Source organism: Pseudomonas sp. CBS (assembly GCF_024734645.1).
Taxonomy (GTDB): Bacteria; Pseudomonadota; Gammaproteobacteria; order Pseudomonadales; family Pseudomonadaceae; genus Aquipseudomonas.
Map to the genome: position 1 here is coordinate 2,831,744 of NZ_CP102929.1, position 22,432 is coordinate 2,854,175.

18 protein-coding genes and 1 tRNA gene are annotated in these 22,432 nt (G+C 60.7%); 8 read left to right on the forward strand and 11 right to left on the reverse strand.

Annotation, left to right across the window (positions count from 1 at the left end):
• Positions 1 to 61 precede the first annotated feature (61 nt).
• Positions 62 to 2,020 (forward strand): PAS domain-containing sensor histidine kinase, encoded by a 1,959-nt coding sequence (locus NVB75_RS12830; RefSeq protein WP_258347391.1) that lies wholly within the window; start codon positions 62 to 64, stop codon positions 2,018 to 2,020.
• On the opposite strand, the gene NVB75_RS12835 is transcribed toward NVB75_RS12830, so the two are convergent.
• Positions 2,017 to 2,925, reverse strand: a complete 909-nt coding sequence (locus tag NVB75_RS12835) for a LysR family transcriptional regulator (RefSeq protein WP_258347393.1) — start codon at positions 2,923 to 2,925, stop codon at positions 2,017 to 2,019. The two genes, NVB75_RS12830 and NVB75_RS12835, sit on opposite strands and share 4 nt — an antisense overlap.
• Before the next feature lie 108 nt (positions 2,926 to 3,033).
• Between NVB75_RS12835 and lldD the strand changes: the two genes are divergently transcribed.
• The 7 genes from lldD to pstB all read left to right on the forward strand — a co-directional run bounded on the left by lldD (position 3,034) and on the right by pstB (position 15,194).
• Positions 3,034 to 4,176, forward strand: coding sequence for an FMN-dependent L-lactate dehydrogenase LldD (lldD, locus tag NVB75_RS12840; RefSeq protein WP_177071280.1), 1,143 nt, complete (start codon positions 3,034 to 3,036; stop codon positions 4,174 to 4,176).
• A 348-nt stretch (positions 4,177 to 4,524) separates the two neighbouring features.
• On the forward strand, positions 4,525 to 6,240 hold the full coding sequence (locus NVB75_RS12845; RefSeq protein ID WP_375378919.1) for a ShlB/FhaC/HecB family hemolysin secretion/activation protein: 1,716 nt from the start codon (positions 4,525 to 4,527) through the stop codon (positions 6,238 to 6,240).
• A gap of 103 nt (positions 6,241 to 6,343) precedes the next feature.
• Positions 6,344 to 11,299, forward strand: coding sequence for a hemagglutinin repeat-containing protein (locus tag NVB75_RS12850; RefSeq protein WP_258347395.1), 4,956 nt, complete (start codon positions 6,344 to 6,346; stop codon positions 11,297 to 11,299).
• Between the two features lie 173 nt (positions 11,300 to 11,472).
• Positions 11,473 to 12,489 carry a phosphate ABC transporter substrate-binding protein PstS gene (gene pstS, locus NVB75_RS12855; protein ID WP_258347396.1) on the forward strand — a complete coding sequence of 339 codons (1,017 nt, stop codon included), beginning with the start codon at positions 11,473 to 11,475 and terminating at the stop codon, positions 12,487 to 12,489.
• Positions 12,490 to 12,550: 61 nt separating this feature from the next.
• Positions 12,551 to 13,546, forward strand: coding sequence for a phosphate ABC transporter permease subunit PstC (gene pstC / locus NVB75_RS12860; RefSeq protein WP_258347398.1), 996 nt, complete (start codon positions 12,551 to 12,553; stop codon positions 13,544 to 13,546).
• Entirely contained in the window at positions 13,543 to 14,415 is an 873-nt protein-coding gene (pstA, locus tag NVB75_RS12865; RefSeq protein WP_258347400.1) for a phosphate ABC transporter permease PstA, read from the forward strand. Before pstC ends, pstA begins: the two co-directional genes overlap by 4 nt.
• Positions 14,415 to 15,194, forward strand: coding sequence for a phosphate ABC transporter ATP-binding protein PstB (pstB, locus tag NVB75_RS12870; protein ID WP_003209835.1), 780 nt, complete (start codon positions 14,415 to 14,417; stop codon positions 15,192 to 15,194). The genes pstA and pstB overlap by 1 nt, the downstream gene beginning before the upstream one ends.
• Before the next feature lie 116 nt (positions 15,195 to 15,310).
• Here pstB and NVB75_RS12875 read toward each other — a convergent pair.
• The 10 genes from NVB75_RS12875 to ybgC all read right to left on the reverse strand — a co-directional run bounded on the left by NVB75_RS12875 (position 15,311) and on the right by ybgC (position 22,336).
• Positions 15,311 to 15,386: transfer RNA gene (locus NVB75_RS12875), tRNA-Lys, on the reverse strand.
• Positions 15,387 to 15,449: 63 nt separating this feature from the next.
• Positions 15,450 to 16,127 carry a 7-cyano-7-deazaguanine synthase QueC gene (queC, locus tag NVB75_RS12880; RefSeq protein WP_258347401.1) on the reverse strand — a complete coding sequence of 226 codons (678 nt, stop codon included), beginning with the start codon at positions 16,125 to 16,127 and terminating at the stop codon, positions 15,450 to 15,452.
• 1 nt (position 16,128) lies between these two features.
• Entirely contained in the window at positions 16,129 to 16,776 is a 648-nt protein-coding gene (gene queE / locus NVB75_RS12885) for a 7-carboxy-7-deazaguanine synthase QueE (protein WP_076017424.1), read from the reverse strand.
• A 164-nt stretch (positions 16,777 to 16,940) separates the two neighbouring features.
• Positions 16,941 to 17,774 carry a tol-pal system protein YbgF gene (gene ybgF / locus NVB75_RS12890; protein ID WP_023659229.1) on the reverse strand — a complete coding sequence of 278 codons (834 nt, stop codon included), beginning with the start codon at positions 17,772 to 17,774 and terminating at the stop codon, positions 16,941 to 16,943.
• A gap of 6 nt (positions 17,775 to 17,780) precedes the next feature.
• Complete coding sequence (pal, locus tag NVB75_RS12895; RefSeq protein WP_003209827.1) at positions 17,781 to 18,281, reverse strand: peptidoglycan-associated lipoprotein Pal; 501 nt, start codon at positions 18,279 to 18,281, stop codon at positions 17,781 to 17,783.
• Between the two features lie 55 nt (positions 18,282 to 18,336).
• A complete protein-coding gene (gene tolB, locus NVB75_RS12900) occupies positions 18,337 to 19,617 on the reverse strand; it encodes a Tol-Pal system beta propeller repeat protein TolB (protein ID WP_173860414.1) in 1,281 nt (426 codons plus the stop codon).
• Positions 19,618 to 19,634: 17 nt separating this feature from the next.
• Positions 19,635 to 20,708, reverse strand: a complete 1,074-nt coding sequence (gene tolA, locus NVB75_RS12905; RefSeq protein ID WP_017475681.1) for a cell envelope integrity protein TolA — start codon at positions 20,706 to 20,708, stop codon at positions 19,635 to 19,637.
• The gene (tolR, locus tag NVB75_RS12910; RefSeq protein ID WP_161635741.1) at positions 20,708 to 21,160 is read right to left on the reverse strand and encodes a protein TolR; all 453 of its coding nucleotides are present in this window, start codon (positions 21,158 to 21,160) and stop codon (positions 20,708 to 20,710) included. The genes tolA and tolR overlap by 1 nt, the downstream gene beginning before the upstream one ends.
• A 23-nt stretch (positions 21,161 to 21,183) precedes the next feature.
• The gene (gene tolQ / locus NVB75_RS12915; RefSeq protein WP_048727035.1) at positions 21,184 to 21,879 is read right to left on the reverse strand and encodes a protein TolQ; all 696 of its coding nucleotides are present in this window, start codon (positions 21,877 to 21,879) and stop codon (positions 21,184 to 21,186) included.
• A gap of 1 nt (position 21,880) precedes the next feature.
• A complete protein-coding gene (gene ybgC / locus NVB75_RS12920) occupies positions 21,881 to 22,336 on the reverse strand; it encodes a tol-pal system-associated acyl-CoA thioesterase (protein WP_258347410.1) in 456 nt (151 codons plus the stop codon).
• Between the last annotated feature and the right edge of the window lie 96 nt (positions 22,337 to 22,432).

The following is a 22,432-nucleotide window of genomic DNA, read 5'->3' on the forward strand; positions in this document are numbered from 1 at the left end:
GAATAGCACTATCGGGAAGGGTTCAGAAACACATCGCCCACCCGAAACGGGTGCCAGCGATTTGTCCGTCGCGGGCCTGGATCACAGCGAAGCCTTCACCGAGCGCGTGCTTGCCAGCATCAACGACTGCATCAAGGTGCTGGACCTCGACGCACGCCTGACCTTCATGAGTGAAGGCGGCAAGCAGATCATGGAAGTCAGCGACTTCAATGCGATTCGCGGCTGCCCCTGGCCGGACTTCTGGCAGGACCAGGGAAATCTCGACGCCAAGGCCGCCGTGCAAGCCGCCCGGAATGGTCAGAACGCCAGCTTCATCGGCGCCGCCAACACCCTGGCCGGCAACCTGAAGTGGTGGCATGTGAACGTCAGCCCGATCATGGGCAGTGACGGACTGCCGGAGAAGATCCTCTGTGTTTCCCGGGACATCACGCCCCTGCGCGAAGCCGAAGAATCCCTGCGCAAACTCAACGAGTCCCTGGAACAGCGGGTGATCGAACGCACCCGCGACCGCGACCGCATCTGGCGCCTTTCGCCAGACCTGATGCTGGTGGCGCAGCTCGACGGTGTGATCTCCGCCGTGAACCCGGCGTGGACACGCATGCTCGGCCACGCCGAACACGACCTGGTGGGCAGCCAATTGCTGGCCCTGGTTCACCCCGACGACCTGGCCGTCTCATCCTCGGCGGTCAGCCGTTTGGGGGATGGCAAGAACTTCCCCAACTTCAAGAACCGTTACCGCCACCAGGACGGCAGCTACCGCATGATCGCCTGGACGGCCGTGCCCGACAGCGACTACATCCATGCCGTAGGCCGCGACATCCAGGCCGAGGAAGAAGCCAAGGAAGCCTTGCGCCTGTCGGAAGATGCCCGGCGCCAGTCGCAGAAACTGGAAGCCATCGGCCAGCTTACTGGTGGTGTCGCCCACGATTTCAATAACCTGCTGACGGTGATCAAGTCCTGCGCCGACTTGCTCAAGCCGCCCGCCCTCAGCGAAGAGCGGCGCGTGAAATACGTGGAAGCCATCGCCAGCACCGTCGACCGCGCAGCCCGCCTGACCGCCCAATTGCTCACGTTCGCCCGCCGCCAGGCCTTGCGGCCAGAAGTGTTCAACGTCGGCGAAAGTGTGAAGCGGGTGGGCGAGATGATGGACAGCCTGACCGGTTCACGGGTCAAGGTCAGCATCCAGGTGCCTGACGACGCCTGCTATATCAACGCCGATGAGAGCCAGTTCGATACCGCGCTGGTCAACATGGTGGTCAACGCCCGGGACGCCATGGCCGGCAACGGGCATTTGACAATTACTGTCTCGACGGCCAGTTGGCTGCCTTCGGTTCGCGCTCATCCGGTACGCATCGCCGAATACGTAACCATCGAACTGGCGGACACCGGGTCGGGTATCCCGCCGGAGAAACTCGACGCGATCTTCGAGCCCTTCTACACCACCAAGGGCATCGGCCAGGGCACCGGTTTGGGTTTGTCTCAGGTGTACGGCTTCGCCAAGCAGTCGGGCGGTGAAATCCTGGTGCAGAGCGAATGCGGCACAGGCAGCCAATTCACCCTGTACCTGCCCAGGGTCGAGCCAAGTGCCATGCCGGTACTTCAAGACACCAGCCCCACCCCCATCGTCTCAAGCTTGTGCGTGCTGATGGTCGAGGACAACGCCGATATCGGCCTGTACACCTCGCAAACCCTGGAACAGATGGGCTTTCACGTACTCTGGGTGCCGGATGCCAACAGCGCGCTGGAAGCCCTGGCACCCAACCCGGAAAGCTTCCAGGTGGTGTTCTCCGACATCTCCATGCCCGGCATGAGCGGCCTGGAGTTGCTGGACGCAATCGAGGCCCTGTATCCGTGGCTGCCGGTGGTGCTCACCACTGGATACAACGACGAGTACGCACGTATCGCTCAGGAAGAGGCCAGCCGTTTTGTCTTGCTGCAGAAGCCTTACTCCACCGAGGCACTGGCGCTGCTGCTGCAAAAAGTCGTCAAGAGTCGCCTGACCTTGACCGCACAAGGCTAAACCGCCGGCTGGGTCGCGCTGCCTGGAACATTGCCCATCTCCAGGGCCAAGTCCAGCCAGGCCCGTGCTGCCGGGGGCAGATGCGCCTGTCGCCGCCAGGCCAGGGCGATGTGCCAATCGGTCTGGGGCTCATCCAACTGGATCAGAGCAATACCGGCGTGCAGGTGTTTGTAAGCCAGCATGCTTGGCAAAAACGCGACCCCCAAGCCTGCGGCCACCAGGTCGACGATAAAGTCAATCTGGGCGCTGCGGGCGGTGATGCGTGGGACTACGCCTCTGCGCTCGCAGGCCGTGAGAATAATCCGGTTAAGCGCAAACCCGGCCTCGAACAAAATGAAAGGCGAGTCGGCCAGATCGGAAAAATTGACGCTTTTGCGCCCGGCCAATGGGTGGTCGATCGGCATCACCACCATCAGCGGCTCGACACGCACGTCCTGATATTCAAATTCCCCCGCCACCGGTACCAGCAACGCGGCCAGGTCCACCTCCCCGGCCTCCAGGCATTCGCCCAGCTTCTTGCTGCCGTGCTCAATCAGCTCGATCTCGATCTCCGGATAACGCTGTCGATACAACGCAAACATCGCCGCAAACAGCACGCCACTGCCCACCGGCGGCAAGCCAATGCGCAATACACCGCGCTTGAGCCCCAGCAGGTCGTTGATCTCGGCCACCAGGTCACTGCGCTCGGCCAGCAACACCAGCGCGCGTCGGTAGGCAATTTCGCCAGCGGCCGTCAGCTCGCTCTTGTGGCCGATGCGATTGAACAGCGGCGTGCCCAACTCATCTTCCAGGGTCTTGACCGCCTTACTGACGGTAGACTGGGTGAGCGAAACCACCTCGGCCGCCTGTGAGAAACTGCCCTGGCGAACCACTTCGACAAAGGCCAACAACGTACGAAGGTTCATGAGTATTCCATTTGCGACTTGATTCAAGTTGGAAAAGTTGTTTTTACCATGAATGGCCTTTGTCTATGCTCACCCCACCGTTTTTCTTCACTCGGGGCATCACTGTTCATGATCATTTCGTCCGCATCGGATTACCGCGAAGCCGCCCGCCGCAAACTGCCGCGTTTCCTGTTCGACTACATCGACGGCGGTGCCTACGCCGAACACACCCTCAGGGCCAACAGCTCGGACCTGTCCGATATCAGCCTGCGCCAGCGCATCCTGCGTAACGTCGAAAGCCTGAGCCTTGAAACCACGCTGTTCGACCAGCCCTTGGCGATGCCGGTGGTGCTCAGCCCGGTGGGCCTGACCGGCATGTTTGCCCGGCGCGGTGAAGTGCAGGCGGCGAAGGCGGCAGCGAACAAGGGCATTCCGTTTTGCCTGTCGACGGTGTCTGTGTGCCCGATCGAGGAAGTGGCGTCCCAGAGTGCGCAATCCATCTGGTTTCAGCTGTATGTGCTGAAAGATCGCGGCTTCATGAAAAATGCCCTGGAGCGAGCCCAGGCCGCCGGGGTGAAAAACCTCGTATTCACCGTCGACATGCCCACCCCCGGCGCGCGTTATCGCGACGCCCATTCGGGGATGTCCGGCGCCTACGGGCCGCAACGCCAAATCCTGCAGGCCATGACCAAACCGGCCTGGGCCTTCGATGTGGGCCTGCTGGGTCGCCCCCACGACCTGGGCAACATCTCCAAATACCTGGGCAAGCCCACGCAGTTGAAGGACTACATCGGCTGGCTGGCGAACAACTTCGATCCGTCTATCAGCTGGAAAGACCTGGAGTGGATCCGCGAGTTCTGGAAAGGCCCGATGATCATCAAAGGCATCCTCGACCCCGAGGATGCCAAGGACGCGGTGAGCTTTGGCGCCGACGGCATCGTCGTCTCCAACCACGGCGGCCGCCAGCTGGATGGCGTGCTGTCCACGGCCAAGGCGCTGGCACCTATCGTACAAGCCGTGGGCAGCGATCTGACGGTGCTGGTGGACTCCGGCGTACGCTCGGGGCTGGACGTGGTGCGCATGCTCGCGCTGGGGGCCAAGGGCGTGTTGCTGGGCCGTGCGCAGGCTTACGCACTGGCCGCCGACGGACAGCGTGGCGTGGAAAACCTGCTGGATATCTTCGCCAAGGAGATGCGCGTGGCCATGACGCTGACCGGGGTCACGTCGATTGCACAAATCGATGAATCGATTCTGGTACGCGGCCAAAACTGAGTTGAAACGAGGCAGCTCCGTTCTCTTGCCAAGACCGGGGCTGCCCTTTTCAGCCACGTATAAACAAAAAGATTAAGCGCCTGTATTGCAACAATCAAAAAGCCTCTTCGCCCCCTCCTGAACGACTAACCCCGAAAAACCAACCTACATTAAGCACCTGCCTGCCCTTCTTGCACCACCCTTGTGCATTTATTTTGTGAATAACACGGCATTCCCCACGTTTTACGTAATAAATCCTCCCTCCGATGTAACAATCCGTTTAATGATGGCTCAACTATGGCAAGCCCCTGGGTTAACCGCCTGGTTCAGGGGCATGGATCGTGCGTATTTCTACGTTAAGGATGTCGAGTGCCGAATCAGCCCTCAACCAAACGCCACAGCTGCACCCACAAACTGCTCACGGCCCTGCTCTGCCTGTGCACGCTGCCGGCGGCCGCCGCCGATGGGCCGGTGCCTGGCCAGGAAGCACTGCGCTTGCAGCAGCAACAGCAGCGCGACCTGCAGCAACTGCAACTGGAACAGCGTCAGCGACAACTCCAGCGAGGCAGTTTCGCACCGCCGCCGGCCACGCCAGCATTGCCGGCGAACACCGCTCAGGATCAGCGCTGCTGGCCCCTGAGCGGTACCCGCGTGGCCGGTGTCACGCTGTTCAACAAGGCTGAACTGAACACCCGCATCGAACCCTATGTGGCGCCGTGCATGGGCGCCGCGCAGATCAACCGCCTGCTGGCCGAAATCACCCGCCTGTATGTCGAGGCCGGCTACATTGCCAGCCGTCCGTACCTGACCAGCACCCCGGCCGCCGGACAGCCGCTGGCGATTCATGTCGAAGAAGGCTACGTCGAAGCCATCGAGCTGGCCGACCAGAGCCTGCCCGTGTCGTTACGCGGGGCATTCCCGGGCATGCTCGGCGAGCCGCTGAACCTGCGGGACCTGGAACAAGGCCTGGACCAGCTCAATCGCCTGCGCTCGGTAGACCTCACCGCCGACATCGCCCCCGGCAGCGCAGCGGGCGCTTCACGAATCATCCTGCGCTCGCGCAGCACTGCCTCGCGGTGGTCGCTGGGACTTGGCGTCGACAACCTCGGCAGTGCCGGCACCGGCCGTGATCGCAATGCGGTCAGCCTCAGCCTGGACAGCCCGTTGCAGCTCAACGACGCGCTCAACCTGAGCTTCAGCGACACCCTCAACCACGGCCCGCGTTACAGCCGCAGCAACAGCCTGTTTTATTCCATCCCCTACGGTTACTGGACCTACAGCCTGTTCGCCAGCCATGCCGAATACCGCTCGCCCTTCAAGCTCAGCCGCACCACGCTCTACAACAGTGGCCGCACCGATCAAGTCAGCCTGCGCACCGACCGGGTGTTGTGGCGCGACCAAAGCCATCAACTGAGCGCCAACCTGCAACTGGCTTACAAGGACGTCGACAGCTATCTGCAAAAGGTTCGCCTGGGTATCCAGAGCCCGACGCTGACCGTGGCCGAGGCCGGCGTAAATCTGTTCTGGCTCAACAGCGCGGTGTGGAACCTGGACGTCAATTACGCTCAGGGCCTGACCTGGTTCGGCGCCGACCGCGATGCCGATCAGGTGGTGAAAAACCTGCCCCAGGCGCAATTTCACAAGTACCGCGCCAACCTCACCCAATGGCGCAATGGCCAGCTCATCGGGCAACCGTGGCAGTGGCAGAGCCAACTGTCGGTGCAATACAGCCCGGATGCATTGCCTGCCATCGAACAACTGCTGGTGACTGACGATTCGGCGGTGCGTGGCTATCGCGAGAACAACGCGTCCGGCGCCATCGGTGCGGTGTGGCGCAACACCTTGCGCCTGCCGCTCAACAGCGACCTGCCGTTCAAGATCACCCCGCGCCTGGGCCTGGACAACGGCTGGGTCAAGCGTGAATACGGCGCCCGCAGCCAACGCCTGAGCGGCGCCAGTGCCGGGCTCAACCTGAGCTGGAAGAACGTGCAGCTCGACCTCGATTACCAACGCAACTTGAACACCCCCGCAGGGTTTGCCCAGGAGCCGGAGGTCTGGCTGACGCGCCTTAGTTTGCAGATATGAGCCGACACCTGATTTGCCTGAAATAAACGCAGCACCTGATCAGCACGGCAGCGTTGCACCGAACGACGCACTTCACCGATCAGCCAACAGAGCGAGACTATTTATGCCGACTCACACTCATGCCTTTCACCTCTCTCCACAGGGCAAACTGCGCTGGGCCATCGCCAGCCTGTTCCTGTTACCTCAACTCGTACTGGCCGGCGGCTTGACCGTCGTCGAAGGGCCCGGCGGCACCCCGCAACTGCAAAACCAGGCGGGCGTGCCCATCGTCAATATCGTCGCGCCGAATGCCGGCGGCCTGTCCCACAACCAATTTCTCGACTACAACGTCGACCGCCAAGGCGTGGTATTGAACAACGCCTTGCAGGCCGGGCAATCCCAGCTCGCCGGGCACCTGGCGGCCAACCCGCAGTTCCAGGGCCAGGCAGCGAGCGTGATCCTCAATGAAGTGGTGAGTCGTAACGCCTCGGCCCTCAACGGTGCGCAGGAGATTTTTGGCCGGGCGGCGGATTATGTGCTGGCCAACCCGAACGGGATTTCTGTCAACGGTGGCAGCTTCATCAACACCCCCAACGCCAGCCTGGTCGTCGGCCGTCCCGAGCTCAACGATGGCAAGCTGAAAGGCTTGGACACCCGTGATGCAAGCGGCCAACTGACGGTGCAAGCCCAAGGCCTGCAAAACCGTGACGGCTCGATCAACCTGATCGCACCGCGCATCGACAGCGAAGGCCGGCTCAGCGCCCGTGATCAATTGAACCTCACGGTCGGGCGCAATCAGGTCGACGTTGCCGGCGGCCAGGTGCGCCAAGTGGACCCGGCCAGCAAGACCGGGGAGCAACGTATCGACGCCAGCCTGTTCGGTGCGATGCAGGCCGGACGGATCAATATCGTCAGCACCGCCGAAGGTGCCGGCGTACGCGTGGGTGCCGTGCAAGTGGATGGACAGGACGGCGTGAACATCCGCTCGGCCGGCGACCTCGACATCAGCGGCCAGGTGCACGCCAATAGCCTCGAGGCCACCCGCGCCGGGGTGCTGAGCCGCCAGGGCGATGTCGACCTGCACAGCGCCAAGGACTTGAGCCTGGCCGCCACCGATGTTGGCGGGCGCAACGTCAAGCTCGACGCTGGCCGCAACCTGACCCTGAGCAGCCTGGAAAGCCGCAAGCTCCAGGAAAAGCGTGAGCAGTGGAACAACAGCAACTTCCTCTTCACCTACGAAACCTACGACCGCACCACCACCGACAAGGACTCGCGCCAGCACGGCAACAGCGTCGTCGCGCAGCAGAATGCCGCGCTGTCTTCCGGCGCCAACACCGAGATCAAGGCCAGCCATGTCGAAGCCGGCGACACCGTGCGCGTCAACAGCGGCGCAGACTTGCGCCTGAGCGCAGCCACCGAGACCCATGAAACCCGCGACCAGGGCAACCACCGCAAGCACCTGTGGAAAGCCGACTGGGACAAGTCCGCCAGCGAACAACGCAGCATCACCAGCGGCCTCAAGGCTGGCAAGAACCTGGAACTGACCGGCCGGCAGACCCTGCAATTGCAAGGCGCCGAACTGAAAACCCCGGGGGATATTCAACTGGCCGCCCGGCACGTGGAAATCACCAGCGCCAGCCGCACCCAAAGCAGCCGGGATAACGGTTACTCCGGTGACCTGGTGGGCGGCAGTTTCTTCGGTTCCAAAGGCGACGGCGACAAGGGCAAAACCCTGAATACCGGCAGCAAGGTCAACGCTGACGGCAAGCTGATCGTGAGGGCCGATGAAGTGCGCATCAGCGGCAGCCAGGCCCGTGGCGGCACACAGGCCAGCGTCATCAGCGACAAGGGTTCGCTGGTGATCGATGGCGTACGCGACACGTCCCACGACAACCGCTACAGCAAGGACAGCAAGTTCTTCGGAATTTCCAAGGACGAAAGCCGCAAGAACCTCAAAGACAGCACCGTGGTCGCCAGCGAACTGCGCTCGGACAGTAACCTCGCACTGCGCAGCGCCAAGGACATCGAAGTCAGTGGTTCCAAGGTGTCTGCCACAGGCGAACTGACGGCTGACGCCAAGGGTGATATCAAGATCGCCTCGGCGGAAAACACCTCCGGCGATACCACCCGCACTCACACCCGGGGTTTTGATGGCTACGCCAAGGAAACCGCCGACGGCACGCGCCAGTACCGCGCAGGCGTGAACTACGAAGACCAGCAGAAAACCAGCCACACCGACACCACCCGCCAACAAGCCTCCAGCCTCAGCGGCGGCACCCTGGCCGTCACCGCAGGTGGCGATTTGAGCGTCGAGGGCTCACGCCTCAAGGCTACCCAGGGTGACGCGACCTTGAGCGGGAAAAATGTCGAGTTGTTGGCGACGCATGACAGCACGGCCAACACCACCGAGCAGACCACCACCGGCGGTGGCGTCTACTACAGCGGCGGCCTCGACAGGGCCGGCAGCGGCGCGCAGTTCAGCCATCAAAGCAGCCACGACACCAACAGCAAAACCACCGCGCACACCAGCACCGTTGCGGCGGCCGGCAAGCTGACCATCAATGCCGGCAACACCCTCACCAGCCAGGGCGCACAGGTCAAGGCCGGTTCCGGGTTGCAGGTCAACGCTGCCCAGGTCGACAACCAGGCGGCGCATAACAGCGAGTCCAGCACCCATAAGGAGAATGGCTGGACGGCCGATGTCGGCGCCAATGTCGAATACAAAGGCATCACCCGCCCCATCGAAAAAGCCATCGAAGGTGTGGCCCAAAGCAAGTTTCATCAGCCAGGGCTGTTGGACGCGTTCGAACAACCCAATGTCGGGCTCGATGTTGAAGTCGGCCATACCAACAAGACCCGCACACAGCAGGACAGCACGGCAGTGGTCAGCCAGTTCACGGGCGGCAGGGTGCAGGTCAACGTCGCCGGCAAACTGCAGGATGAAGGCACTCAATACCATGCCACCGAGGGCGGCCTGAAGATCGATGCCGGCAGCCACCTTGCCACCGCTGCCGCCAATACCCACAGCAGCAGCGAGCAAGGCGTGGACGCCAAGGCCGGCGTGCGGGTCTACACCACCACGGGTGAAGACTTGAACGTGCGCGGCAGCGGCGCCGGCGGCAGCAGTGACGTACGCGAATCCAACAGCACGGCAGTGGTCGGCAGCTACGCCGGGGCCCAGGGCGTGGGCATCGACGTCAAGGGCGATGCGCGTTATGAAGGCAGCCAGTTCAACGGCGGCCAGGCCGGGGTCGACCTCAAGACGGGCGGCGAGTTGGCGCTGAATCAAGCCAACGACACCCAGAGCAACACCAGCAGCACCCTGCGCGGCAGCAGCTCGCTGACCGTGGGCACGGCACCGGGCACCAACGGCAATAACGTCAACCTCGGTGCCGGTGTGCAGCTGGACAACAAGCGCCTGGACACCCAGGACAGCCAGGCCCGGGTCGCGACCCTACAGGGCAAAGGTCCGGTGCAACTCAACAGCGGCGCCGACCTGACCCTGCAAGGCACCCGGATTGGCAGCAGCACCGCCAAGACCGGTGACATCAACCTCGCCGCCGGGGGCAAGCTGGACCTGCAAGCCGCCACCGATCACCACGTCAGCAGCGCCAGCAACCTGGGCGGCGGCCTGAACGTCGGCGCGGGCAAGACCAGCAGCGCTGAAAGCAGCGGCAAGACCTGGAGCCTCAGCGCCAACTTCAACATCGGCAAGGGCGCGGAAAACGACCAGGCCGTCGGCGTCGGACAGCTGCACAGCAACGGCAACGTGACGCTCGCCAGCGGCGGCAACAGCGCCGATGCCATCCACCTGCAAGGCACGCAAATCGAAGCCGGCAACGTCAGCCTCGACGCGGTAAATGGCGGCATCCTGCAAGAGTCGGCGCAATCGACCCAGGCCCATGACAGCTGGGGCGTGACCTTCGGCGCGGGCGGCAGCGGCGGCAAGACAACCCTGGCCAACGCGGGTGAACACGACACACCCAAGACCCAACACGGCATCAATGCCCGAGCCAAGGTCGACGTCGATTACCTGCAAGGCACCACTCAGCACGACAGCCAGATCAAGGCCGACACCGTGGTGATCAACAGTGCCGGTGATACCCGATTGTCCGGGGCACGGATCGACGCGAATCAGGTGAGCGGCAAGATCGGCGGCGACCTGGTGGTCGAGAGCCGCAAGGATCATGTCAGCAGTACCCAGGTCAACGTCGATGCCAAGCTGGACGTCGAGAAAAACCAGCCTGGCGTGGTCAACAAACTCGCCAAGACCACCGGCCCCCTCAAGGACAAAGTGCAGGCCAAGGCGGAAGGCGCGTTCGACAAGCACCGCGAAAAACTCGAGAACGCCGTCGACAAGGGCACCGAACACCTGGCCTCGGCCAAGGACAACCTGGTCAACAGCGTCGGCAACGCCAAGGAACGCCTGGGCGAAAAACTCACCCGCAGCGGTAGCTACGACGTGAATCCCGAGCCCCGTGGCGCCTTCGGCACCCGCGTGGATCAGGCCAAGACTTACCTCGCCGAGAAGAGGGATGCGCTGGGCACGCGCCTGTCCAGCGTCAAGGAAAAGCTCTGGCCGAAAACCAGTGACAGCTACGCCGTCAGCGGCAAGAACACCACCGGCAGCTCGGTGGCCAATACCGCAGAAAGCGTGTTGTTCGGCGACAAGAGTGGCACCACCGCCTACACCCCGACCTTGAACCTGGACGTCAGCCACGTCGCCAAGGACAGCGTCACTCAGGCCTCGGGCATCAGCGGTACCCAGGGCGTGAACTTGCAGGTGGGTGGTGAGACTCGGCTGACCGGTGCGCGCATCGGGGCTTCGGAAGGCAAGGTCGATTTGGGTGGTTCGGCGGTAAACGCCACCACGTTGACGGGCAGCGATTATCGCGCGGATGTCGGGCTGAACGTCTCGAAGTCACCGGTCAATCTGGCGCTGGGCGCCAAGGACGAATTGACGCGCAAACAGGACGACGCAACGCGTAAGGATCAAGCCATCAACCTCGGACCGCTGCGGGCAGGCGGGCACAGTAATAGCCAGGAGCTACAAGCCGGGATTGATCAAGGTACCCACTAAGCAACCCTGTTCCGGTGCAGACGGGCACGCCCGCCTTCACCGGAACAAACATTTCTAAATGTTTCTTCATAAAGCCAAACCGTCATTAAACAGAAACATCCCAGGAATTAAATCGTCACGTCCCAGACAGGTGGAGCCCTCCACCTACCCCCTTCCTTTGAGGTGTCGTCGTGATGTTGCTGACCAAAAAGAGTCTGTCAGTGTTGTTCGCTGCCCTGTGCCTGAGTGGTGTCGCTCACGCCACTGACGTCACGGGTGCAGGCTCCAGTTTCGTCTACCCGGTGCTGTCCAAGTGGTCCCAGGAATACAGCAAAAGCTCCAGTGACCGGATCAACTACCAGTCCATCGGTTCTGGCGGCGGCATCGCCCAGATCAAGGCGGCCACCGTGGATTTCGGCGCTTCCGACGCACCGCTGTCGGCAGATGAACTGAAGGCCGGCGGCCTCGGCCAGTTCCCCAGCGTGATTGGCGGCATCGTGCCGGTGATGAACGTCGAAGGCGTTGCAGCAGGCCAGCTGAAACTCGATGGCGAGGTGCTGGCGAAGATTTTCCTCGGTGACATCAAGGCCTGGAACGACCCGGCGATTGCCGCGCTCAACCCCGGCCTGAAGCTGCCCGGCGCGAATATCACCGTGGTCCACCGCTCGGACGGCTCGGGCACCTCGTACAACTTCACCAACTACCTCTCCAAAGTCAGTGATGGCTGGAAAAGCAAAATCGGTTTCGGCACCACCGTGCCGTGGCCAGTCGGTGTGGGTGGCAAGGGTAACGAAGGTGTTTCGGCCTACGTAAAGCAGATCAAGAACTCCATCGGCTTTGTTGAATACGCCTACGCCCTGCAGAACAAGATGACTTACGCCTCACTGAAGAACGCGTCCGGCAAATTCGTCGAGCCCAACGCCAAGGCCTTCCAGGCAGCGGCGGATACCGCCGACTGGGCCAACGCCAAGGACTTCAACCTGATCATGACCAACGCACCGGGCGAGAACGCGTGGCCGATCACGGCGACCACCTGGATCATCATGTACAAGCAGGCAAAGAACGCCGAGCAAAGCCAGGCCGCTTTCAACTTCTTCAAATGGTCGTTGGAGAAAGGTCAACAGCAGGCTGCGGCATTGGACTACGTCGCGTTGCCTGATTCCCTCGTGACCCGGATCGAAGGTTACTGGAAGTCCGACTTCGCCCACTGATCCGTCCTCCCATGACCCCTTGCCAGGCACCTGCTTGAGCAAGGGGGTGAGCACATCTGATATGAACGAAACTGTCCATCCTCTGGCCATGACCACTCACGCGAGCGATGTGTCGGGTGACAGCCGCGCCGCTCGCGATCAGCGTAACGACCTGTGGTTCAAACGCTCGATGTTCGGGGCCGCCATGCTGGTCTTGCTGTTGCTGGCAAGCATCGCCGCCTCGACATTGTGGGGCGGCGGCCTGGCCTTCAAGACCTTCGGTTTCGGTTTCATTACCAGCACCGACTGGGATGCGGTCAACAACCACTTCGGCGCCCTGGTGCCGATTTACGGCACCTTGGTCACCTCCTTCCTGGCGTTGCTGATTGCGGTGCCCGTGAGTTTCGGCATCGCGATTTTCCTCACTGAAGTGGCGCCGCCCTGGCTGAGAATGCCGGTCGCCTCCGCCGTTGAATTGCTCGCGGGCATTCCCTCGATCATCTACGGCATGTGGGGCCTGTTTGTTTTCGGGCCCTTTATGGCAGAACACTTGTCACCCTGGATCAACGATTACCTGGGTGCGCTTCCGTTTATTGGCTCGCTGTTCCAGGGGCCACCGCTGGGCATCGGGATGCTGACCGCCGGCATCGTGCTGGCGATCATGATTACGCCGTTCATTACGTCGGTGATGCATGAGGTTTTCCGCAGTGTGCCGACTCAATTGAAAGAATCGGCCTACGCGCTGGGCAGCACTACCTGGGAAGTGGTGTGGGACATCGTGTTGCCCTACACCCGTTCGGCAGTGGTTGGTGGGGTGTTTCTCGGCCTCGGTCGCGCCCTGGGAGAAACCATGGCCGTCACCTTCGTGCTGGGTAACGCGCAACAGTTCTCCGCCTCGTTGCTGATGCCCAGCAGTTCCATCGCGTCGGTCATCGCCAACGAGTTCAGCGAGGCCTATACCGACCTGCATCGTTCGGCGCTGATCGCCCTGGGCTTCCTGCTGTTTATCGTGACATTCGTGGTGCTGGCACTGGCGCGGCTGATGCTCATGCGCCTGTCACGCAAGGAGGGCCTATGAACAGCAACGACCGCCTGTACCGCAAGCGTGCCTTCAAGAACCGCGTGGCCATGCTGCTCAGTTGTGGCGCCACCGCCTTTGGCCTGTTGTGGCTGGCGTGGATTCTGCTGACCACCATCATCAACGGCTTTCAGGCACTCAACCTGCGCCTGTTTACCGAGATGACACCGCCACCCGGAACAGACGGCGGCCTGGCCAACGCGTTTTATGGCAGCGCCCTGATGTCCGGGATTGCGCTGCTGATTGGCACGCCCATCGGGTTGATGGCCGGTATCTGGCTGGCGGAATTCGCACGGCATTCGCGCCTGGGTACCACGGTGCGTTTCATCAACGACATTCTGCTGTCCGCGCCCTCGATCGTCCTCGGTTTGTTCATCTACACCGGCGTGATCCTGCCGCTGAACCTGCTGACCAATCACCAGGTCGGTTTCTCTGCCATTGCCGGCGCCCTGGCGTTGGCCCTGCTGGTGATTCCGGTGGTGGTGAGGACCACCGACGAGATGCTCCAACTGCAGCCCTCCACCATGCGTGAGGCCGCCCTGGCCTTGGGCGTGCCGCAATGGAAGCTGACGTTGCAGATCGTGCTGAGAGCCGCCAAGGCCGGCGTGGTGACCGGCATCCTGCTGGCGCTGGCGCGGATTACCGGCGAAACCGCCCCGCTGCTGTTCACTGCCTTCGGCAACCAGTTCTGGAGCAGCAACCTGCTCAAACCGATCGCCAGCGTGCCGGTGGTTATTTTCCAGTACGCCATGAGCCCCTTCGATGACTGGCACTCCCTCGCATGGGCAGGCGCCTTGGTACTGACGATGTTCGTGCTGGTGCTGAGCTTGCTGTCTCGCCTGATTCTTTTGCGCAATAGGTCCCACTGATGCAATCGACCCGCCTTGATCCTGAAAAAACCAAAATCCGTGTCCGTGGGTTGGAGTTTTTCTACAACAACCAGCGTTCGCTGAAATCCATCGACATCGACATTCCGGAAAAACGCATCACCGCGATCATCGGCCCATCGGGTTGCGGGAAGTCGACGTTGCTGCGGGTGTTCAACCGTATCTACTCGATGTACCCGAAGCAGGAAGCCCGCGGCGAAGTGCTGCTCAACGGCGAAAACATCCTCGCCCCCGGCTACTCGATGAACCGCCTGCGCAGTCATGTCGGGATGGTCTTCCAGAAGCCGGTGCCGTTCCCCATGTCGATCTACGACAACATCGCCTATGCCGTACGCCATCATGAAAAGCTGTCGCGCCGGGAAATGGATGATCGAGTCGAGCAAGCCTTGCGCGGCGGCGCGCTGTGGGATGAGGTGAAAGACAAACTCAAGCAGAGCGCCCAGAGTCTCTCAGGCGGGCAGCAGCAACGCCTGTGCATCGCCCGCACCATTGCGCTGCGGCCGCAGGTGTTGCTGCTGGATGAACCGACCTCGGCGCTCGACCCGATTTCCACCGGGCGCATCGAACAGTTGATCACCGAACTGAAAGAGCAATACACGGTGATCATCGTGACCCACAACATGCAGCAGGCCGCGCGGGTGTCCGACAGCACGGCGTTCATGTTCATGGGGGAGCTGATTGAGCATGGCAATACGGATGAGATCTTCACCAAGCCGAAGATGAAGCAGACCGAGGACTACATCACCGGGCGGTTTGGCTAGGTTCAACAAAAAAGCCGATCACTCTCTGCCATGAGAGTGATCGGCTTTTGTTGGGCAAAAAAAACCCGGAAATCCTCACTTGCGTGGGCCTTCCGGATTTTCTAAACCGCCAAAAATGGTGGGTCGTGTGGGATTCGAACCTACGACCAATTGGTTAAAAGCCAACTGCTCTACCAACTGAGCTAACGACCCGCTGTGTGGTGGCGCGTATAATACTGATTTCTAAGGATTATTCAACACCTTATTTAAAATAAATCAGAAATAGCGCGTTGGGTCAGTGATTCCGGCTGCCTGGAAGCCTTCAGCACGCAGTCGGCAGCTGTCGCATTTCCCACAAGCACGGCCGTCATTGTCCGCCTGATAGCAGGAAACGGTCAGCGAGTAATCGACGCCAAGTCCTACGCCAGCCTTCACGATATCGGCCTTGCTGCGGTTCTGCAGCGGCGCCAGGATGCGAAAGCCCTGCCCTTCTACACCGGCCTTTGTAGCTAGGTTGGCCATGCGCTCGAACGACTCGATGTACTCGGGACGGCAGTCGGGGTAACCGGCGTAGTCCAGGGCGTTGACGCCGATGAAGATGTCGCGGGCGTTCAGCACTTCGGCCCAACCGAGGGCCAGGGACAGAAAGACCGTGTTGCGCGCCGGCACGTAGGTCACCGGGATGCCTTCGCTGGGACCTTGTGGCAGGTCTATGGAGCTGTCGGTCAGCGCCGAACCACCCATGCCGTCGAGGTTCAGGCCGATCACCTTGTGCTCCACCACGCCCAGATCGCGGGCGACACGGGCAGCAGCATCCAACTCGGCGCGGTGGCGCTGGCCGTAGTCGAAGCTCATGGTGTAGCAGCTGTAGCCTTCGGCACGGGCCATGGCAACCACGGTGGCAGAGTCGAGGCCGCCGGAAAGCAGAATGACCGCACGCTTTTGATCAGTCATCTCAGCGCCCCGGCTCGTCGTTCCACAGGTACTTGTGCAACTGCAGTTGCAGGCGCACCGGCAAATTGTCTGCGACGACCCAGTCAGCCAGGTCACGCGCATTCAGGTCATGGTGGCTTGGGGAAAACAGCACTTCACCGGCGCGGCGGTCCAGGCCATATTGGATCAGCTTGGAGTTCGCCCAGTCGTAGTCTTCGCGGGAACAGATGACGAACTTGACCTGGTCGTTGGCCGTCAGCAGCTCGATGTTCTCGTAGCGGTTGCGGTGCGCTTCCTTGGAACCCGGGGTCTTGAGGTCGACGACCCGGCTGACGCGAGGGTCGACCGCGGAAATATCCAGGGCGCCGCTGGTTTCCAGGGACACCTCGTAACCGGCGTCACACAACTGCTTGAGCAACGGAATGGCATTAGGCTGTGCCAGTGGCTCGCCACCGGTAACACAGACATAGCGCGGCCGGTAACCGGCTACTTGCTCGAGAATGTCGTCAAGGGTACGCACGGTGCCGCCGCTGAAGGCGTAGGCACTGTCGCAGTACTGGCAACGCAGCGGGCAACCGGTGAGGCGCACAAATACTGTGGGCAGGCCGGCAGTGCGCGTTTCACCCTGCAACGAGTAAAAAACTTCGGTGATACGTAATGTGTCTTGCATAGTCGCCACGGGCGTAACAGCTAAACAGGCTGTCCGCCTCCGTCAGGCACTTCAAGGAATTCCGCCAACGCGTAAACCCCAGGAAGCGTGTGTCATAAAAGGGCGTGGATTCTAACGAAAAAACCCGCGCAGGGCGCGGGTTTCTTCTGAACGGGTTGCGACGCTTACATGCGTTGCAGATCCCGCTGTGCCAACTGAGCAGCGGAGGTACCCGGATATTGGGCCACCACCTGCTGCAGAATGCCTTTGACCTTGTCGGTATGACCCAGGCGGCGCTCTACGTCAGCCAGTTTGTACAGCGAGTCCGGCACCTTGGCGTGCTTGGGGTACAGCTGGCTGACCTTGGCAAACGCTTGACCTGCACCTTGCAGGTCACCCTTGGCCAGGTTCACCTCACCCAACCAGTACTGGGCGTTGCCCGCGTACTGGCTGTTCGGGTATTTGCGCAGGAATGCGGTAAAAGCCTGGCTGGCCTTATCGAAATCCTTGGCTTTGATCAGGTCGAAGGCTGCGTCGTAATACAGCTTTTCCTTCGCCGGATCACCCGGTTCGCTGCTGGCGGCAGGGGCTTGGCTCGCAGCTGCGGCCCCTGCTGCTGCACCACCGGCGGCGCTTGCGGCGCCACCGGCAGAAGAATTATCAGGAGTGGCGGCTGGTGTAACGCCGGCTCCAATACGTCGATCAAGATCCTGGTAACGCTCCAGGCCTTCTTGCTTCAGCTGGTTCACTTGATTCTGCAGAACTTCAATCGTGCCTTGTTGCTGCGACAATTGATCCTGCATGCGTTGCAGCTGGTTGAACAGTTCGCCCTGTGCCGAAGGCGCGGCCGTAGCCGCGCCCCCGGCATAGGCGCCGTTCGTGCCATAACCCGCTGGCGGATAACTGCTCCCGCTATTGTTATAGCCAGAGTTGCTATCTTCCACAGGAACCGCAGCCCACACCGCAAGCGGTGCCAGGCTGAGAGCCAATACAGTTAGAGCACGACGGCACGTTCGCATGACGAATTACTTACGCAGTTCGACGCGACGGTTTTGAGCCCAGGACTGCTCGTCGTGGCCAGTAGCAACTGGACGCTCTTTACCGTAGGAAACCAGTTCCAGTTGGCCTGGAGCAACACCTTGCAGTACCAGGTAGCGCTGAACGGCTTTCGCACGACGCTCGCCCAGTGCCATGTTGTACTCACGAGTACCACGTTCGTCGGTGTTACCTTCCAGAACAACGCGAGCGCCGTTAGCTTTCAGGTCCTTCGCGTGAACGTCCAGAGCGCGCATGGCTTCTGGCTTCAGGTCCGAACTGTCGTATTCGAAGTAGAAAGTGGTGATAGCGCGCAGAGCAGCTTCTTCGCTCAGGGAGCCGTCAACTGCACCAGTGTTAGCGCCGTAACCAGCGTTTGGATCAACAGCTGCGCCTTCACCGGCATTGTCGCCGCCTTTAGACGAGCAACCAACGGCTACGGACAGAGCCAGAGCCAGAGCAGCAAACTTACCAAACTTCAGCATTTCCATCGTGAAACTCCTAATGAACCCCAGTGTGTTAAGTACTTCTTTTTGTAGCGCCGCGTCAGTTCAGGTAAGGGGACCAGGACGGTTCTCTGACTTCGCCTTGTGCGGTAGGAAGCGGGAGCCTTACGCGTCCATTAATGGACACGAGCATCAAGACTCCCCGGCCCTGCTGGCGGGTGGCGTAGATTACCATGGTGCCGTTGGGCGCAACAGTAGCTGACTCATCAAGGTTGGTATCTGTAAGGATTTTTACCGTTCCACGCTGCAAATCCTGGGCCGCAACCCGGAAATTAGTGAAACCATCCTGACGGTGAATCATCACCAACGTCTTTTCATCAGCCGAAAGCTTCGGTGCAGCGTTGTAGTTACCAATAAAGGTCACTCGTTCGGCGCCGCCGCCGCTCACGCTGGTTTTGTAGACTTGCGGCTTGCCACCACGGTCTGAGGTGAAGTAGATGGTCGAACCATCCTTGCCCCAGAACGGTTCGGTGTTGATGCCCGGGCCGCTGGTAACACGGCTCAGTTGGCGCGAAGCCATGTTCATCACGTAGATGTCCGGGTTGCCATCTTTGGACAATACGAATGCCAGGCGCGAACCATCCGGCGACCAGGCTGGCGCGCCATTCAGGCCTTCAAAGTTGGTGATCTGCTCACGGCGACCGGTATCGATGTGCTGAACGAAGATCCGCGGACGCTTCTGTTCAAAGGACACGTAGGCGATACGCTTGCCATCGGGTGCAAAGCGTGGCGACAGGATCGGCTCACGGGATTGCAGCAGCGTCACGGCGCGAGCACCGTCATAGTCGGAGCGCTGCAGCGTATAGCGAGTGTTGTCTACCGAAAAACGCTCTGCCGTTACATAAAGCAGGCGAGTCGAGAAGGCACCCTTGATCCCGGTCAGCTTTTCAAACGACTGGTCGGAGATGTAGTGCGCCATGTCCCGCAGTTGATCCGTGGTACCCGACACGCTGCCGGTCAGCACTTGCTGCTCGGTCGCGACGTTGAACAACGTGTACTGGATCTGCAGGCGACCGCCGGCAGGCGTGATGCTGCCCACCATCAGGTACTGGGCGTTCAGCGCTTTCCAGTCGCGGAAGATGACTTCGCTGGCCTGGGTCGGCTGGCTGATCATGTTGCCTTTGTCGATCGGTGCGTAGTAACCGGAGTTGCGCAGGTCATCGCTGATGATCTGCGACATGTCGTCCGGCAGCACGCTACCGCCCTGCCAGCCAAACGGTACAACGGCGATCGGGGTGGCCCGATCGCTACCGCTGGTGACCAGGATGTTCTTTTCATCCGCCGCCGCTATCCCTGCCATGCAGCAAATAACGACAAGCATTCCTCGAAGAAGGTTTCTCACAAGGCTAGATCCTCAGGTGTGAATGTCATCTTGAATGAACGGTAGGGAGCGAAGTCGCTTGGTTTCATTCCCTGCATCTCGGTCAACCGGCCAATGTTCTTGACCGCTGCTACCGCCGAACTGTCGAACGAACCGTCGCCACTGGACTTGGCCACGCTGACCGAAGTCACCGTACCGTCCGGCAACATGCCGATCTGCAGCACTACTGTCATGCCTTTACGTGCCGAAGGAGGACGGGTCCAACCTTCCGCTGCCCGTGAACGAATCAAGTCATCGAAACTGCCCGCGACTTCGTCACCACGTTCATCGGCCAAGGCTTGCTGGCGCTGCGGCGTGTCGGAAAGCAAATCGGCCAAGGCCTGGGCCTTTTTGTCTTCGGTCGATTTACGCGCTGCTTCCTGGGCCTTTTTCTTGGAGGCGTCGGCGGCAGCTTTCTTCTTCGCATCGTCGGCGATTTTCTTTTTCGCCTCGTCAGCTTCAGCTTTCTTCTTGGCGTCGTCGGCGGCTTTCTTCTTCGCGTCTTCGACTATCTTTTTCTTCGCGTCTTCAGCGGCCTTTTTCTTGGCCTCTTCTTCAGCCGCTTTTTTGGCTTCTTCTTCAGATTTCTTCTTGGCTATATCAGCCAATTGTTTCTCTTCAGCCTTCTTGGCTTCAGCAGCTTTATCGGCTTTCTTGGCTTCATCAGCCTTTTTAGCCTCGTCAGCTTTCTTCGCCTCGTCAGCCTTTTTCGATTCCTCGGCCTTTTGAGCCGCCTCTTCTTTCTTTTGTTCCGCAGCAGCCTTCACCGCTTCCTGCTCGACCTTCTTCTGTTCCATCTGCTCGACTTCAGTCTGGCGCGCAGCCGACTTCTGGGCCTCACCCGCAATCTTTTGATTGGTCTGGGTGGTGGCCTGGCTTTTCGATTTCAGCTGATACAGGGTCGCCTGCACGATCGGCTTGGCTGGCGGCAGGTCCGGGGTCATGGCAAAGCTGACAAACAGCATGCCAAACACCAGGACGTGCAGGGCAATCGCCCAGACGCTAGGCCAGAAGAAGCTTTCCGAGGCGGACGGCTCTCGCTGTTGGTGCATCAGGGCGCCTCGGTAATCAAGCCAACGTTACCGACGCCGGCCTTCTGCAGCCCGCCCATGGCGCCCATTACGGAGCCATAGTCGACGACCTTGTCGCCGCGGATGAACACCTGGGTGTGCTTGCCACCTTCGTTGCCGGCGCGAATGATCTTGGTCACAGCATCAGTCATCTGCGGCAAGGTCATGGCCTTGTCCTGCTGTTTCTGAGTGTCGACTTCGCTGCCAAGGTTCCAGTAATAGGTCTTGTCAGCCTTGATCGAAATGGTCAGGACCTGGGTGTTGTTGTCCTGCGGCAAGGCTTCGCTGGAAACCTTGGGCAGATCAACCTTCACGCCCTGATTGAGCATCGGCGCGGTCACCATGAAGATAACCAGCAGCACCAGCATCACGTCGATGTAAGGCACTACGTTCATCTCGGCGACCGGCTTGCGCTTTTTGCGAGCTCGAGCGATTAAAGCCATTGGGAATTACCTGCTTATTCTTCGCTGGTGTGCACTTTACGGTGCAGGATCGCCTGGAATTCATCGGCGAAGGTGTAGTAACGGCTGATCAAGGTTTCGCCACGAGCGGCAAAACGGTTGTAGGCGATTACTGCGGGAATAGCTGCGAACAGGCCGATGGCGGTGGCGATCAGCGCTTCGGCGATACCCGGGGCCACGGTGGCCAGGGTCGCTTGCTGGGCCTGGGCCAGGCCGCGGAAGGAGTTCATGATCCCCCACACGGTACCGAACAGGCCGATGTACGGGCTGACGGAACCTACGGTGGCGAGGAACGGCAGGCTTTGCTCAAGCTTTTCTTCTTCGCGGGAAATCGCTACGCGCATGGCACGGGCCACGCCTTCCATGACCGCTTCCGGGTCAACGCCTGGCTGCTGGCGCAGACGGGAGAATTCCTTGAAGCCGGCGCGGAAGATCTGCTCGACGCCCGAATCCGGGTCCGGGTTGCTGCCGGCCTGGCGATACAGTTTGGACAGGTCGATACCCGACCAGAAGCGCTCTTCGAAGCTCTCCAGGGCACGTCGACCGGCACGCAGCAGGTTGCTGCGCTGAAAAATCATGACCCAAGAGGTAACCGATGCGGCTACCAGAATCAGCATCACCAGTTGAACCACGACACTGGCATTGCTGACCAGGCTCCACATGGAGGAATGGTCGACGACGGTAGGTTCCACGCTAAATCTCCTGCTCTGAATGTTTACCCGCGCCGCTCACGCCGGCAAAGGCCGTGCGTAGAGCTTCGGGAATGGCCCGGGGTTTCAAACTATTGGTGCGAACACAGGCCACCAGGAACTGCCCCTCACAGAGCAGCGTTGCATCCGTAGCCCGCCTGACCTGCTGTTTAAAGCGCAGGCTGGCACGGTTCAATTCGGTTATTTCTGCGCTGACCAGCAATTCATCGTCCAGTCGCGCCGGCGCGTGGTAACGCGCCTCGCTGGAATGCACGACAAACAACAGGTCCTCCCCTGCCAGCTGGGATTGGGCAAAGCCCAGCTCCCGTAGCCGCTCGGTTCGAGCCCGCTCCATGAACTTTAGGTAATTGACGTAATAAACGATGCCGCCGGCATCGGTGTCCTCGTAATAAACGCGACAGCGATGTGCGAACGACTGATCCCCGTTTTGCGCGCGCATACTCTAGTGCTTACTCCTCAGGTTGCCAATCCGGCCAGGCAACTGTTTTTCATTCTGTGGCACATTTCTAACGAAAGAATGACGACGCCAGCCACT

Bases quoted from the DNA above. Each gene is read 5' to 3' on its own strand.
- ybgC (WP_258347410.1), bottom strand. From the start codon at position 22,336: ATGCGCGCGCAAAACGGGGATCAGTCGTTCGCACATCGCTGTCGCGTT.
- pstB (WP_003209835.1), top strand. From the start codon at position 14,415: ATGCAATCGACCCGCCTTGATCCTGAAAAAACCAAAATCCGTGTCCGT.
- pstC (WP_258347398.1), top strand. From the start codon at position 12,551: ATGAACGAAACTGTCCATCCTCTGGCCATGACCACTCACGCGAGCGAT.
- NVB75_RS12835 (WP_258347393.1), bottom strand. From the start codon at position 2,925: ATGAACCTTCGTACGTTGTTGGCCTTTGTCGAAGTGGTTCGCCAGGGC.
- pal (WP_003209827.1), bottom strand. From the start codon at position 18,281: ATGGAAATGCTGAAGTTTGGTAAGTTTGCTGCTCTGGCTCTGGCTCTG.
- tolB (WP_173860414.1), bottom strand. From the start codon at position 19,617: ATGCTTGTCGTTATTTGCTGCATGGCAGGGATAGCGGCGGCGGATGAA.
- pstS (WP_258347396.1), top strand. From the start codon at position 11,473: ATGTTGCTGACCAAAAAGAGTCTGTCAGTGTTGTTCGCTGCCCTGTGC.
- queC (WP_258347401.1), bottom strand. From the start codon at position 16,127: ATGACTGATCAAAAGCGTGCGGTCATTCTGCTTTCCGGCGGCCTCGAC.
- NVB75_RS12850 (WP_258347395.1), top strand. From the start codon at position 6,344: ATGCCGACTCACACTCATGCCTTTCACCTCTCTCCACAGGGCAAACTG.
- ybgF (WP_023659229.1), bottom strand. From the start codon at position 17,774: ATGCGAACGTGCCGTCGTGCTCTAACTGTATTGGCTCTCAGCCTGGCA.
- pstA (WP_258347400.1), top strand. From the start codon at position 13,543: ATGAACAGCAACGACCGCCTGTACCGCAAGCGTGCCTTCAAGAACCGC.
- lldD (WP_177071280.1), top strand. From the start codon at position 3,034: ATGATCATTTCGTCCGCATCGGATTACCGCGAAGCCGCCCGCCGCAAA.
- tolA (WP_017475681.1), bottom strand. From the start codon at position 20,708: ATGCACCAACAGCGAGAGCCGTCCGCCTCGGAAAGCTTCTTCTGGCCT.
- queE (WP_076017424.1), bottom strand. From the start codon at position 16,776: ATGCAAGACACATTACGTATCACCGAAGTTTTTTACTCGTTGCAGGGT.